The organism is Sporosarcina sp. FSL K6-6792 (assembly GCF_038004885.1).
Classification (GTDB): domain Bacteria; phylum Bacillota; class Bacilli; order Bacillales_A; family Planococcaceae; genus Sporosarcina; species Sporosarcina psychrophila.
Map to the genome: position 1 here is coordinate 4,001,653 of NZ_JBBOSA010000001.1, position 14,443 is coordinate 4,016,095.

14 protein-coding genes are annotated in these 14,443 nt (G+C 40.7%); 7 read left to right on the forward strand and 7 right to left on the reverse strand.

The genetic code is table 11. The features are described 5' to 3' along the window. Positions 1–4: 4 nt before the first annotated feature. Complete coding sequence (locus MKZ26_RS19180; protein WP_082786682.1) at positions 5–151, reverse strand: cytochrome c oxidase subunit 2A; 147 nt, start codon at positions 149–151, stop codon at positions 5–7. 286 nt (positions 152–437) lie between these two features. Here MKZ26_RS19180 and MKZ26_RS19185 point away from each other — a divergent pair, with 286 nt between their 5' ends. After that, on the forward strand, positions 438–1,139 hold the full coding sequence (locus MKZ26_RS19185; protein WP_340767210.1) for a glucosamine-6-phosphate deaminase: 702 nt from the start codon (positions 438–440) through the stop codon (positions 1,137–1,139). Between the two features lie 71 nt (positions 1,140–1,210). Here MKZ26_RS19185 and MKZ26_RS19190 read toward each other — a convergent pair whose 3' ends face one another. Then, entirely contained in the window at positions 1,211–1,546 is a 336-nt protein-coding gene (locus MKZ26_RS19190) for a hypothetical protein (protein ID WP_340767211.1), read from the reverse strand. Positions 1,547–1,760: 214 nt separating this feature from the next. Here MKZ26_RS19190 and MKZ26_RS19195 point away from each other — a divergent pair, with 214 nt between their 5' ends. Then, entirely contained in the window at positions 1,761–2,252 is a 492-nt protein-coding gene (locus tag MKZ26_RS19195) for a C40 family peptidase (RefSeq protein ID WP_338655458.1), read from the forward strand. A 1,075-nt stretch (positions 2,253–3,327) separates the two neighbouring features. On the opposite strand, the gene MKZ26_RS19200 is transcribed toward MKZ26_RS19195, so the two are convergent. Beyond that, entirely contained in the window at positions 3,328–4,230 is a 903-nt protein-coding gene (locus tag MKZ26_RS19200) for an accessory Sec system S-layer assembly protein (RefSeq protein ID WP_340767212.1), read from the reverse strand. After that, the gene (gene secA2, locus MKZ26_RS19205; RefSeq protein WP_340767213.1) at positions 4,227–6,590 is read right to left on the reverse strand and encodes an accessory Sec system translocase SecA2; all 2,364 of its coding nucleotides are present in this window, start codon (positions 6,588–6,590) and stop codon (positions 4,227–4,229) included. Before secA2 ends, MKZ26_RS19200 begins: the two co-directional genes overlap by 4 nt. A 536-nt stretch (positions 6,591–7,126) precedes the next feature. Between secA2 and MKZ26_RS19210 the strand changes: the two genes are divergently transcribed. After that, positions 7,127–8,170 (forward strand): glycosyltransferase family 4 protein, encoded by a 1,044-nt coding sequence (locus MKZ26_RS19210; RefSeq protein WP_067212122.1) that lies wholly within the window; start codon positions 7,127–7,129, stop codon positions 8,168–8,170. Between the two features lie 136 nt (positions 8,171–8,306). Here the strand turns inward: MKZ26_RS19210 and MKZ26_RS19215 are convergent, their stop codons facing one another. Beyond that, complete coding sequence (locus MKZ26_RS19215) at positions 8,307–9,362, reverse strand: LCP family protein (RefSeq protein ID WP_340767214.1); 1,056 nt, start codon at positions 9,360–9,362, stop codon at positions 8,307–8,309. 149 nt (positions 9,363–9,511) lie between these two features. Then, a complete protein-coding gene (locus MKZ26_RS19220; protein ID WP_340767215.1) occupies positions 9,512–10,144 on the reverse strand; it encodes a YigZ family protein in 633 nt (210 codons plus the stop codon). A gap of 159 nt (positions 10,145–10,303) precedes the next feature. Here MKZ26_RS19220 and MKZ26_RS19225 point away from each other — a divergent pair, with 159 nt between their 5' ends. The 4 genes from MKZ26_RS19225 (at position 10,304) to MKZ26_RS19240 (ending at position 13,536) form a co-directional block, all read left to right on the forward strand. After that, positions 10,304–11,461, forward strand: a complete 1,158-nt coding sequence (locus tag MKZ26_RS19225) for a sensor histidine kinase (protein WP_340740579.1) — start codon at positions 10,304–10,306, stop codon at positions 11,459–11,461. A gap of 22 nt (positions 11,462–11,483) precedes the next feature. Beyond that, positions 11,484–12,164, forward strand: coding sequence for a response regulator transcription factor (locus tag MKZ26_RS19230; protein ID WP_340740578.1), 681 nt, complete (start codon positions 11,484–11,486; stop codon positions 12,162–12,164). Positions 12,165–12,552: 388 nt separating this feature from the next. Next, complete coding sequence (locus MKZ26_RS19235; protein ID WP_340767216.1) at positions 12,553–13,122, forward strand: nuclear transport factor 2 family protein; 570 nt, start codon at positions 12,553–12,555, stop codon at positions 13,120–13,122. A gap of 180 nt (positions 13,123–13,302) precedes the next feature. Next, positions 13,303–13,536 (forward strand): hypothetical protein, encoded by a 234-nt coding sequence (locus MKZ26_RS19240; RefSeq protein WP_340767217.1) that lies wholly within the window; start codon positions 13,303–13,305, stop codon positions 13,534–13,536. 113 nt (positions 13,537–13,649) lie between these two features. Here the strand turns inward: MKZ26_RS19240 and MKZ26_RS19245 are convergent, their stop codons facing one another. Continuing rightward, positions 13,650–14,177 carry a competence protein ComK gene (locus MKZ26_RS19245; RefSeq protein WP_340767218.1) on the reverse strand — a complete coding sequence of 176 codons (528 nt, stop codon included), beginning with the start codon at positions 14,175–14,177 and terminating at the stop codon, positions 13,650–13,652. Between the last annotated feature and the right edge of the window lie 266 nt (positions 14,178–14,443).

Sequence of the window (14,443 nt, forward strand, 5' to 3'; positions counted from 1 at the left end):
ATTATTATCTAGATAAAAATAGTGCATAAAACCCGAACCAAGATACTAGAATGACGGCACCCAACAGCATGACGGCTATGAAAGTACCTTTCAAACTATGTGTAGATTCATGCGTATTGGGTTGATGTTTCATTGAATTTCTTTTCCCCATTATTACACCTCCTATTTCCGGCGAAGTGGATTCGCTGTCATACCTTTATCATAGTCTTAAGGTTTAATATGGGAATTAGGGAAAACCCTATGCCTAAGGATATAAGGGAGAGTTTCACAAGTTGTTCACGCATTCTTCATATTTCCGTCAATTACCTATAATAAAGGTCTAGAGATGCATGTGAGAAAAGAAGATGGTATGTTAAGTTCGATTAAAGTTGACCAGACTGTTTAGGGAAATTACAATAAAGCGAGAGCAAAATCTTAATGGAAGTTGGTTGATCTATATGAAAAATCTAAAACTTATAAAAGTTGAAAGCCCTGAACAAGGCGCAGAACAAGTTTACGAAATCATTAAAAACGAAATTGAAAGTGGACGTCTAAACGTACTTGGGCTGGCAACAGGAAGTACAATGATTCCTGTTTACGATAAATGGGTTTCGTCAAATCTTGATTTCTCCAATATTGTCACTTTTAATTTGGATGAGTATATCGGAATACCTGAATCAAGCCCGAACAGCTACGCTTATTTTATGAGTGAGCATCTGTTTGATAAGAAAGAATTTAGAAAAACAAATATTCCAGATGGAATGGCTGAAGATTTGGTTGAAGAATGTGCCGCTTATGAAGATCTTTTAGAAGAGTACCCACTCGACATCCAGCTACTTGGAGTAGGAGAGAATGGCCATATCGCATTCAACGAACCTGGACTTCCTTTCGATTCCGTTACACATGTAGCGCAATTGACGGAATCGACATTGGGCGTGAATAGCCAGTACTTCGAAAATGATGAAAAAATCCCTGAAACAGCTTTATCGATGGGAATTAGTTCGATATTAGGTGCGAAAAAACTTGTTTTACTAGCATTTGGTGAAAAGAAACGAGCAGCTATCGAGAAGTTGCTTGAAGGTAATGTAACGACTGAGTGGCCGATTACAAAATTAGTTGATCACAAAGATGTCATCGTCATTACGGATTTAGAAATTTAATAAGCTAAACAAAAAGGTGAGTGACTACGATTAGTAGCACTCACCTTTTTGTTATTATAGAAAGAAGGGGATTAGTGTCGATCATGATTCAATGTACTGAACATAGTTTGCATATCACCAAGCTGCCCATTTTTGGCAATTAGTGCATCACGTTTTTTTTGAGAGAAACCACGCTCTTTGTTGAATTTCCCAGTCGTTCGGTGTGGGTCCTCTGAATTATGAAAACGGCTATCTTCTTTCAGGGGTTCATAATCACCTGCTGCGTGATCGAGATATGGATTACGAATATAATTTTTTGCGGAATATTTCTTATCGGTTTTTTCGTTACCTAACCAACCATGGGCTTTTTCTTGTGCTTCAAGAAAAGACTCTTGCGTATTATCTGAAATGTCATCTTCGTGTTTCACTTCAAACGCCTCCCATTAAATTAGATGCTACTTTACTAAATTCCCGTTTTAAAAAACTATAAACCCCATAAAAAGACAATAATGTTTCGAAAGTCTACTTTAATACAAGCAGTGTAATAGACTTGTTACACAATTGTAATGTAGGAGGCGTTTGAAGCGTGTTAAGGTTGTAACAGATCATTATTTCAGATAAATTAATCCTTTGGGGGAACAGATGAAACTTACATTCACATTCAAAAAGTCCATTACAATTATAGCTATGTCATTTCTACTACTCGTCGCACCTTTCGTTGGACAAGCCGAAGCTTCGTCAAAACCTGCTGCAATTTCAAAAACGGCAACAAGCCTAATTGGCGTCAAGTACAGTTACGGTGGTAACACGACGAGTGGGTTTGATTGTTCGGGGTACGTATCATATGTATTCAAGCAACATAATGTCCAAGTGTCGCGTACTGCGGCTAGTATGCATGCATCAGGAACTTCTGTTAGTAAAGCGAATTTAGAAACGGGAGACCTCGTATTCTTCAATACAGCAGGCAACCGAGTTTCACATGTTGGCATATACATAGGTGATGGTAAATTTGCGCACGCATCGACATCAAAAGGTGTACGCGTTGATAAGTTGAATGACCCTTATTATTGGGGGGAACGATACGTAGGTGCAAAACGCATCTCAGGTGTGAATGCAGTTGCTTCAGCCAATTAAAACAAAACAGACAGCACTGAGTACCCTTACTAGGGAACTTGGTGCTGTTTTTCACTATATATGTTCAACATCACGTCTGTTGATTAATTAAAATTTTCCAGTTACTAACTTGATCACCCCTTGGCTGCTACTTGTATAGTCGTGCTTTTGGATCGCTTTGGACTGAATGACTTCTATTACGATTACCGAGATGTTTGGATGTGTAGGGATGCGACAAAGTCGCATCCCTACACATTTTTTCGGTAATCGTATGGTGGTCCTTCATCCGTCGCGCTCAAAAGTATACGTACACAAAGTGATGAAGCTTTTGGAGACGAAAGAATAGCTGGCTTTTTACCAGGAGAAAAGCCTCCAAAGATGCAATTTTGGAGGCTGATGCTTTCTATATGGTTTTTTCTTTTTTAGTAAAGAACTGTCACTTTCTATAAGACGTCACATGAATTAGATACATATTCTTTACTAAAAGTAAGCAAGGAACGCATTTTACAATGTGCTAGAGTGCCCGAAATTTCATCTTCGGGCGCTTACACTCTCCATAGAATATCATCTATTCATTTCTTCCAAAACAACTGCATTTTTCACTTGAATAGTGTAGGAACGCGACAGGCAACTATTCACAACAGGATTACTGAAAAAAGTTTGGCTAGAAGTGACGGAGTCACTTCTAGCCAACTAGGACCTCTCAGTAAATCTGTCATGAATAGTTAGCCGAAAGCGGGCCGAAAATAGTCCAGTGAAAGTGGAGGTTACCAAGCCCCTCCCGCCGGTATTTTATGCAAATAAATGGTTAATTAACAGTCGCGGTCTGATAAATATAGGCATTCCTTTGTTCAACATAGCAATAAAAAGGGCGGCACATCCGAATCAGAATGTAACTGATTTGAATGTGCCGCCTTTATCTTCAAGCCCTCCAGCGCTTTTCGGTGCTAAACAGGCGCTTCTGCTTTTGTTTACGTCTAGACTCCAGCGCCTAGCCCCTCGAGTCGCTTCAGTCTTGCTGATAAAGGCAAAAGGACGCCTTTATCAGTAAGCCCTCCAGCGCTTTTCGGGGCTGGACAGGCGCTTGCGCTTTTGTTTACGCGTTTTGTTGTGGTACGCGAACTGTCCAGCGAGATAAGTCTGGCTCATCTTTTTGAATCATTTCTTTTGGATAGATGAACGTCCATGGTTTTGAAGTGTTTGCTTTTACTGAAAGTGGATCAAGGGCGAATGAACCGCTAGCTACTAGATCGCCAGATGCATCAATCAGTTCTAGTGGAAGCTTTTCGATATTGATTTGTTTCGAGTGACCATTACGGATAAATACAGATGCTGCGATACCGCCGTCATCCTGTTGTTTTACTTGGAATCCGCTAATATTTACTTCACGCGGTTTCAATTTCGGAAGACCTTCGACAACTTTTGTAAGTCCATCCTTTTGTTCTGCCGTTAAACCGTCTTCCCATGTTTGCTCCAACTCTAGTTTGTGAGGCACCATCGATTGAACGTTAAATGCGAGTTTCCAGTTTTCTGTTGGTGGCTGTTCTGTAAAGATATTGTCTTTTGTGAAGACGAATACCCAAGGTCTTGCGCTTCGTGCCGGAATATCGCCGAGCTCTTTCAAATCGAATTCATCGGAAGCGAGTGTTTTACCTTCCTCATCAAGAAGCATCAGTTCGACTGATCCAACTGAAATCTGTTGGTCTAGTGAAGAACGGAAAAACGCTTTAACGAGCCAGCTACCATTAGCAGGTTCAACGTCGATGTCAATGCCTGAAAGGGAGATTTGGTTCGGTTTAAGTGGTTCTAGCTCATTCGAATGGAAGCGGAAAACGTACTCTTGCTCCTGTGGTACATTCCATTCTGGGTGTAGGGATAGCGTAGTCTCGACCTCATCTGTATTTGTCGATGCGTTTAGACCATCAATAATCTCTTCGGAACCGATTGTGCTATCTGATCCTGTCTTTTCGGTTTTCTTGAAAAATGAGAAAAGCTTCATTGTTGTACCCCCTGTTGTTGTGTAATAACTTTCATAAAGCTAATAACTTCAGATGCGATGTTACGGCGTAATTTTTGATAATGACGCCCGAATAATTCGAGTCCTTCACGCTGATAAATCCGCATTGGGTCCTCTTGTCCATATGAACGGAGTCCGATACCTTCTTTTAAGCGTGTCATAACTTCCAAGTGCTTGACCCACATCGTATCAATATGAGACAGCATTACTTGTGGAATCATCTGATTGATCTGTTCATCGTCTGAGAATGATTCGATGAAGTCGAGCAACTCAGTAAGTGGAGCATCATATAGTTTTAGAATGTCAGACGTCTTATCAAGCGTCCGCGGAATTACGACAGGTTCTAGCAACAGGCTGTTCATTGTATGTTCAATTCGTTCGAAATCCCAATTGCTTGAAGTCTCTTCATCTGGGCAACTATCGAAAACAACAAATTCTACTGTCTCAGAAAGCATCGATTTTAATTGTTCAAGGATGCCTTCGCGGTCTAGGACGTTATTACGAAGTCCATAGATGACTTCACGCTGATCGTTAATGACGTCGTCGAGTTTTAAGTTGTATTCGCGCATTGAATAGTGGGCGCCTTCTACGATACGCTGTGTCCGTTCTGTCAGTTCATCTACTTCGGAATTCTGCACAAGACCGTCTTCATTTGTTGTTACTTTTTTGAGGAACTTCTCAAGCTCTTCTTTAGCAAAACGCTTGAACATATCATCTTCGAGAGAAAGGAAGAAGTGACTCTCACCATGGTCACCTTGTCTTCCAGAACGTCCCCGTAGCTGGTTGTCAATACGACGGCTTTCGTGCTTTTCTGTTCCAAGTACAAAAAGACCACCAATTTCTTCAACCTTTTCACCGAGCACGATATCAGTTCCACGTCCAGCCATGTTTGTCGCGACTGTGATTTGACCGAGTTGTCCTGCAAGGGAGATAAGGTCTACTTCCTGTTCGACACTCTTAGCATTCAATAAGTTGTAAGTAAGTTTGTATTCATCTAAATACGCTACTACTTTTTCAGATTGTAAAATGGATGTTGTGCCGACAAGGACGGGTTGTCCTTTTTCATGACGCTTAGCAACTTCTTTCGCCATCGCCTTATATTTCTGGTCAATTGTTTTATATACTTGGTCAGGTGAATCGATACGTGCACGCGGACGATTCGTTGGAATTTGAACAACGTCCATACCGTACACTTCGCGGAATTCTTTCTCCTGTGTTTTAGCCGTACCAGTCATTCCGCACAGTTCTTTATACATACGGAAGTAGTTTTGGATTGTAATTTGTGCTTGTGCTTTATTTTCTTCAGTAATTGGTAGTCCTTCTTTTGCTTCAATTGCCTGGTGTAAGCCATCGGAAAGTGTTCGTCCTTCCATGATTCGACCCGTGAACATATCAACAAGTTCAATTTTCTCTTCTTTTACGATGTAGTCAACGTCACGTTCGAAGATGACATGTGCACGTAATGATTGAATCATATAATGATAAAGCGTTTGGTGCTCCAATTCATATAAATTGTCGATGCCAAATGCTTTTTCCACTTTCCCGATTCCGGTATCGGTAAGGGAAGTCGCTTTTGTTTCATCATCAAAGTCGAAATCGATTCCTTTTTTGAAACGTTTTGCGAGACGTGCAGCAATGTGATGAAGATCCGCATCCGCTTGCATTTTACCAGCAACGATTAATGGTGTTTTTGCTTCATCAACAAGAATACTGTCAACTTCATCGATAATTGCAAAATGGTAGGGACGTTGAACTTTTTGTGACACTTGCTGCGCCATGTTATCACGCAAATAGTCGAAACCGAATTCAGTTCCCACTCCGTACGTAATATCAGCATTGTAAGCAGCGTGTTTTGCTGGACCTTGCATCATTGGGACATTCAACCCAACTGTAAGGCCAAGAAAACGATGGATTTGACCAATTTGTTCATAGTCACGCTTCGCAAGATAGTCATTCACGGTAATAACGTGGACTCCTTTTCCTTCAAGTGCGCGCACATATGAAGGAAGGGAAGCGACTAGCGTTTTACCTTCGCCTGTAGGCATTTCAGCGATGTTACCTTCTGTTAGAACGAGTCCGCCGATAAGTTGAACATCGAAATGACGCATGCCAAGGATTCGCTTAGATGCTTCACGAACAACAGCAAATGCGTCTGGAATAATAGATTGGATCTTTTCTCCAGATTGAATTCTCTCCTTGAAGATAGTAGTCATACTTGTTAGTTGTTCGTCTGACATTGGTTCGTATGTAGCTTCTAATTTATTTATTTGTTGGACAATCTTCCGGTACTTTCGAAGTTGTCTTTCGTTCGTCTGATTTGAACGTTTGAATATTGATAGCATTGGATGAACGCTCCTTTTTTCCGATCCCTTTAAAGGACCCGTCCCCATTTTACCAAAAAGAATGGAAAATGACTACCTTGAGCTGAAAACTACATATATAAGGAAGCAGAAGGTGTGGGATATCTAGGGGAAGAGAAGGGGAAGATAAGATAACCAGAAGCGCAAGCACCTGTTTAGACGTGTTAAGTTTGTAATGTAAGGAAAGGTAGTGTAAGTCGTGATAATCAGTCGCAACAAAGGTGGGACGAAGTTGAAGTATCGAATACGGTGTACAATCTAAGCGAAAGTGCCTTACAGGAGTACCCGAAGCCATAAGACTGACGTCGAAGCTGCTTGGCTTAGGGTGGGGGGCATCCCTGTGAGCTGGAGTGAATTCATTAGTTTCTTTATTTTAACTTATTAGCACAGTAAATTTAAATGACCTTGGCAGCAAGAAAAAATAGAATAGAGTTTTCTAGTAAAGTGCTTTACTTGTTTAAATATGCTATGATACTGTTGGTATGATAAATTAGCGATTTACTATAGGGAGGAAGGACATGTTATTCCTTGCAATGGCTGCTGCACTACTAGCTTCCATCTTACTTACTCCACTCGTCATTAAGTTGGCATTCCGGATAGGAGCGGTCGATCGGCCGAATTACCGGAAAGTCCATGCGTCTGTTATGCCGCGAATCGGCGGTCTTGCGATATTTGGTGCTTTTTTAATTGGCTATGCGGTATTACTACCGAAAGATGAACACGCTGTTGGTATACTTATCGGTGCTGTTATCATCATCGTTATGGGCTTTCTCGATGATATGCTTGAAATTACCGCGAAAGCAAAACTTGCTGGTCAATTGGCTGCGGCTATTGTCGTTGTCGTATGGGGCGGTTTACAAATTGAAGTTATTAATTTACCGTTTATTGGGGAATTTGATTTTGGTTACTTAAGTATTCCAATTACAATTATTTGGATCATCGGCATTACAAATGCTATAAATCTTATAGATGGATTGGATGGACTTGCAGCAGGTGTTTCAACGATTGCACTCATTACAATTGCTGTTATGGCGATGATAATGGGGAATGTATTCGTAGTTGCAACAGCTTCGATTCTTGCGGCAAGCTCGCTTGGCTTCTTGTTTTACAATTTCCATCCGGCAAAAATCTTTATGGGAGACACCGGATCCTTGTTCCTGGGCTTTATGATTTCGGTCCTTGCATTATTAGGATTCAAGAACGTTGCTGTCGTTTCACTGATTATCCCAGTTATTATATTGGGTATTCCAATTTCTGACACGTTCTTCGCAATTGTTCGCCGTATACGCACGAAACAGCCTATTATGGCACCGGATAAATCACATTTACACCATTGCTTACTTCGTAGCGGTTTTTCACATAGGCAGACAGTCTTGGTCATTTATGCGCTTGCAATTCTGTTTGGAGTTGCAGCTGTATTGTTCTCGCAAGCGACAGTATGGGGAGCAATTCTGCTTATTGTAGTCATGCTTATCGCGATTGAACTGTTCGTTGAAGTAATCGGTCTTGCCGGTACAAACTATCGACCGTTGTTAAATCTTGTACGGATGATTGGTAAGTAACACAGCTGTTTGTACACTAGACAATAAGAAAAAATGGCCATGCACCTTTTCATTAAGGTAGCATGGCCATTTTTTATAGAATTATGTGTGGAAAGAAAAAAAGAACCAGCTAACTTTCAGCTTGGTTCTTTTGGTATCATTCATTAAAACTATCTTCTAAAGCTTCTTCTGTTGAACCAGTTAGGATCGAACCACTGTCAGTCAGACTAGATGAGTCGGGGATGAGACCGAGATGTGCTTGCAATATGTTCTTCACTTCAGCTAAATAGGTTTCATCAAGTTTCCAGTAATAAATTCCTGTAGACATGTCGTCGTAACCCTTCAAACTTAGTGTATCGACTTGTGGCATACCGCCTTTTACATATTCCAAGAACGATTTCATTTCGTCAAACGTCATGTCAGTTTTCATGTTCTCGCCAACTGCCTCAATAACATCACCGTACTTCGTTATTGATTTTACTGAAGCGGCTTCTTTCATGATTGCCTGTAAGATCATTTGCTGACGTTTTCCGCGTTCGACGTCGGTATCGAGTTTACGTGTTCGCGCAAGCGCAAGGGCATGTTTGCCGTCAAGATGTTGCAGACCTTTTTTCAGATGAATCGTATATTTATCATTTTCGTCTTTTTCAGTTCTATTATATGGAACCTCTACGTCGATTCCGTCAATTGCATCAACGACATCAATGAATGCATTGAAATTCATCCTCACATAGTAATCGACAGGAATCTCAAACAATTCTTCAACTGTTTCGATTGTTGCACGTGTTCCGCCGAATGCATGGGCATGGGTGATTTTATCACGATATCCGACTTCTGGGATATAGGCGTATGAATCACGCGGAATACTGACCAATTTTACAGATTTACTCGCTGGATTCAATGTAGCAAGTAGAAGTGCATCCGAACGGCTGTTGCTCTCTCCTTGATGGCGCGCTTCGCTGTCATCGACACCGATGAATAGAATTGAAACATTGTCGTTTGCGGGCTCGACTTTTACTTCGCGAATTTCGGATTTTGGTCGGTCAGGGACGGCTTCATACGCACTAACTGCCATACTTTCTGCTTTTTTCTGAAGTGAAGCAGCGTATGCCGCAACAACAATAAATAGGGACAACGTAAGAAGAAGCGTAACTTTTAAGGCTAAGCGTTTAGCAGACGATTTTTTTCTTTTTTTATAGTCTTTTCTTTTCATTTTTTAGTTCCTCCAGAATCGACTATGGAAGTTCTTCATAGCTGATCATATAATTGACAAATATCGTCAAAAGGTAGAGATAGCATAACGGATCACAAGGTTTTGTGACATGAATACTCATGACCTTTTCTATTATACTATTTTTTTAGTTAGTTGTCGAACTCGAGAAATTCGCTAGAAGTCGACACAATTTCCGCCTGACCATTTGTTAATTCGGCCATCCAAGCAGTGAAAACATCCTCTTCTGTCACTGGAACGTATACGAATAAGTTGACGCCGTCCGCATAGGAAATTTCTTTTAGTGGATAAGCGGACTGTCTTATCTCATTTTCGACTTTTCCGAGCCATGTATAATCAATTGATACTCTCATTAAATGATGAAGTTTTCTTACGACAGTACCCGTGGCTGTAATGCCCTCAGAAGTCGCGCGGCCATACGCACGGATTAACCCACCGCCTCCAAGCTTGATACCCCCAAAATAGCGCGTCACAACGACAACAGTATCTTTTAACCCTTGTTTTTTCAAGACTTCGAGCATTGGCACGCCAGCCGTACCTGTTGGTTCTCCATCATCATTCGCTTTTTGGATAGTATCGTGCTCGCCAATCATATAGGCCGAACAGTTGTGGTTAGCATTATGATGCTTTTTCTTGATTTCCTGAATGAACTCGAGAGCTTCATCTTCCGTCTCTGCACGTAACACATGGGTGAGAAATCTAGACTTTTGAATGATTAATTCACTTTCACCGTAATCTTTAACTGTATAATAATCTGCTCGCATTTGCGGCACCTCCATAACTTGTAATACAATCTTAATATCCATTTGGTACTATGATGCTATACTATAATGAAGTGCGTAAGGAAATCAGTATTCCGGTAACATTTCTTACTTATGGTAGATATGTGGTTTTTCAGGCTGTAGGCGGGAGGGAACTTAACATTGAATGAAAATATAGTTGATATCCAAACGCTTGAAACAATCTTTAATAGTATGGTCCGTGCTATGGATCACTCAAAGAACGATATCTTTATTATAAGCGAACAAAGCCGTCAAAGCTTTCATGATATGAAAAAAGAGCTTGCAACGGTCAAAAGTGATATTTCCCAGGCAATAACCGAAGGCGACTATTTGGAGAATATGACTGGCCATTCACGCAAACGTCTCGCCGACGTCTCGAAGAACTTCATGAATTACTCAGAGGAACAAGTGAGAGAGGCTTACGAAGTTGCGAATGAATTACATGTTCGATTATCCATTAACCGGATGCAGGAGAAGCAGCTGCGTGTACGTAGGGATGATTTGGACAAACGCCTTGTAGCGCTACTCGATACAATTGAACGTGCGGATCAGCTTGTTACTCAAGTGGCGACCGTTATTAACTATTTGACATCTGATTTAAAAAATGTTGGTGAAGCACTTGAAAATGCTAGACACAAGCAGGATTTCAGTATCAGAATTATTCAGGCACAGGAAGAGGAGCGCAAAAGGCTTTCCCGTGACATTCATGATGGACCAGCGCAAATGTTGGCGAATGTGATGATCCGTACTGGATTGATTGAAAAGATCTTTGTAGAAAAAGGTCCTAAACCTGCATTGGGTGAACTAGCAGATCTCAAAGTGATGGTGAGGAATGCACTTTATGAAGTCCGGCGTATCATTTATGATCTTCGACCTATGGCGCTTGACGATCTTGGCCTGATTCCGACATTGAGAAAGTATTTGTCGACAATCGAAGAATATGAAAAGAATGTTGAAATTCACTTTCAAAATAGTGGACAAGAGCAGCGTTTTCAAACGAATTTTGAAGTGTCGGTCTTTCGACTTGTACAAGAATCTGTATCAAATGCATTGAAACATGGAAAGTCGAAGGACGTTTGGGTGAAAACTGAATGGCTTCGCGATATAATGAATATTATCATTAAGGATAATGGACAAGGATTCAACCAGAATGAAGTGAAAGATAAGTCGTTCGGTTTAATTGGGATGCGGGAACGAATCGATTTATTAAAAGGCGATATGACAATCACTTCAACGCCTGGCAATGGTACGATGATTCATTTCCGGATCCCGCTTCGAAATGAAATAATTGACGGCTAGATATATTGGGGAGGAAATGACTATGACTGTTACGAAAATATTAATTGTAGATGATCATCAATTATTCCGTGAAGGGGTAAAGAGAATTCTGGACTTTGAAGATTCTTTTGAAGTTGTATCAGAAGGTGATGACGGTAGCGAAGTAAATGAACTTTATAGACAGTGCGAACCGGATGTTGTTCTTATGGATATTAACATGCCACGTATGAATGGTATTGATGCGACTGAGAATCTTGTCAAAGAGTTTCCTGATGCGAAGGTCATTATGTTGTCGATTCATGATGACGAGTCATATGTATCGCATGCACTGAAAACGGGTGCGCTTGGCTATATGCTGAAAGAGATGGATGCAGATGCAATCGTTCAAGCGATTAAGGTCGTTGAGATGGGCGGTTCGTATCTTCACCCGAAAGTGACACATAACCTTGTTACGGAATTCCGCAGATTGAGTGAACGGGAGCATAAAGGGTCATTCCAGCAAAACGATATCCGCCGACCATTCCACTTACTTACAAAACGTGAGTGTGAAGTATTGCAACTGTTGACGGATGGGCAAAGTAACCGGACAATCGGAGAAACGTTATTCATTTCTGAAAAGACGGTTAAAAACCACGTTTCAAGTATTTTGCAAAAAATGGCTGTAAATGACCGGACACAAGCAGTTGTAACTGCTATTAAAAATGGTTGGGTTGAAGTGAAGTAATTCGGACTTTGTTGAAAAACAAGAAAGTATAAGTTTTCCAACCTGGAATGATGTCTAGGCTCCAAGCGCCAGCCCTTCGGAGGCCCACAGGATGTGGGTCACGTAGCCATTGCCGCAGGACGGGGCGTACTTAGGCTAGGTTCCTTGGAAGTCTTTTTGGGGAGGGATTGAACTTCATCCCTCCTCCTGTGTGGGGGCTGAAGTACGCCTCCTCGTGCCTGCTAGGATGCAGGTATGCTAGTCGTTGCGACAGGAAGTCGCGATTTTAGACTGCCTACCTTGTCTCTTATGCCTGTCGGGGCTTAACGGCGCCTTACGCTTTTCTTAAATAAAAGGAGAAAGGCCATCCAGTTGGAGCGGCCTTTTTACCTGTTCAGGAGGGAAGAAAATGAAGAAAATATTTGTTCCTATAAGTATGTCGGTTCTTTTACTACTTGGCGCGTGCAGTAGCGATGGAGAGAATTCGACTGGAAGCGGCTCGGTCAATGATGGCGAGGCGGCGAATGAAAACGGTGCAATTGATCATGGTGTGGAAGACAAAAAAGTGGGTTTTAGCTTAGATGGAGGAGTTATAGAAGAAGCTTCTGGTGTTCCGGCTGAGGAGAAAGAACAAATTTTAGCAGTATATAAGGTGTATATCGATACGCTGAATGAACAAGATATCGATGGCTATTTGAATACACTTTCTCCGGAAGACTATGATTTTGAGGAAGAACGTGCGTTCATGGAAGAGCAATTTAGTGAATATGAGCTAAATCGCGAAATATCGAACGTAACGATTGTAAAGTATTCTGATAAGGAAGCCCAAGTCTTCTCGAATTTGAATACATCATATAAACAAGTATCTACTGGTCTTGTGACAAAACAAGATGGAAGACAAGTGACCGTATTTACGAAAAATGGTGACGATTGGAAAGTTGCGTCGGTGCATTACATCGGTGATGACGGGAAAGAGTAAATGTGGTTCATATGTAAGACTTTCAGCTGTAATAGCCGAAAGTCTTTTTTTGTTTCGTGGCTGTCGTACAGTCCACTACAAAACCATATAACCTACAAAAAAATTGTAGGTTGTCTTATCGGCGATAAGGGTATACAATAATGAGAACTAACGTTCTGTGTGGGAATGAGAGCAGTTAAAATGCATTTAATATCTGCAGAGGCATTGCCGCATTTTGAGAATATGATTTATTTGCCGATGCATCTTATTATATTGGAAAAGGATCGAGATTCGTTTGAAAAAGGTCCATTCAAACTGAAAGGACCTTATATCAAACTTGTTGATGAAGCAACAAGAGCTGCACGTGCTGAACTTAGGGAAACCACCAGCTACTTACGTCGACAGAATATGAAAGTCATACGCTACTTTCACTGAGTATATTTTCGTATACGGGGACAATAAGGACCGCAGACGTTATTTGAACATCCGCCTACGTAATTGGTCGAAGGAACTGTTAAACATTTACTTCGCCATGTTTGAAAGTTAAGTCAATCCTCATCGGGGAAGTCAAATTTATCGAATTTTGATGGCCTGTTCAATTGTCTTTGTTTTTTCAAAAAGTTTTTTTCGAGAAGAGCAGCGACTGCATATTGGCGAAACATTGTTGTAGCTGAAATATCGAGCTTGAAGGAAAGACCATTTTCCAAGTAGAGAATACAGCCCATACCATCTGGTTCTATATTATCAATCGCACTATAGGAAACCCAGATGTTCTCTTCTGAATTCGGAGACATTGTTGGTAGAAAGATATAAGGTACTCCGAAATCATGAGCGATAATTATAGGCGTTTTATGGCGTTTTCCAATTGCTAGTTTTGCTGTATTTGTTGAATTTTGTAAAGAACCACCATAATAATGACAAGAATTTTTAACAATGTGAACGGGTTTTCGTGAAACGTTCAATTCACCGTTTCGTTCGATTACAAGCGTTGATAGTTTATTTCCTTGGACCACAGGTAGTAACAAAAATGTATTGAAAGAAACAATGTATTTCCCTAACCATTTCTTTTTACCCAATAACATGCACCCCTTATAGTTTATTGTTGTTGCATAAGTCCTAGTATAAATTAGAAAATTTAAAATGCAACCATTTAATTAAACTATTTGAACTATTTTGTTTTTTAGTGCTATTATCACTCGTATTATGCTATTTACTAAAATGGAATTTGTTATTATTTTGAATGAGCAGGATTTTGTATCACGGCTGTTGAATATCCACTTTCTTACATGGAGAACCTGTAAGAAAAGCATACAAGTCTATATTTGCACTTGTACATTTCTAG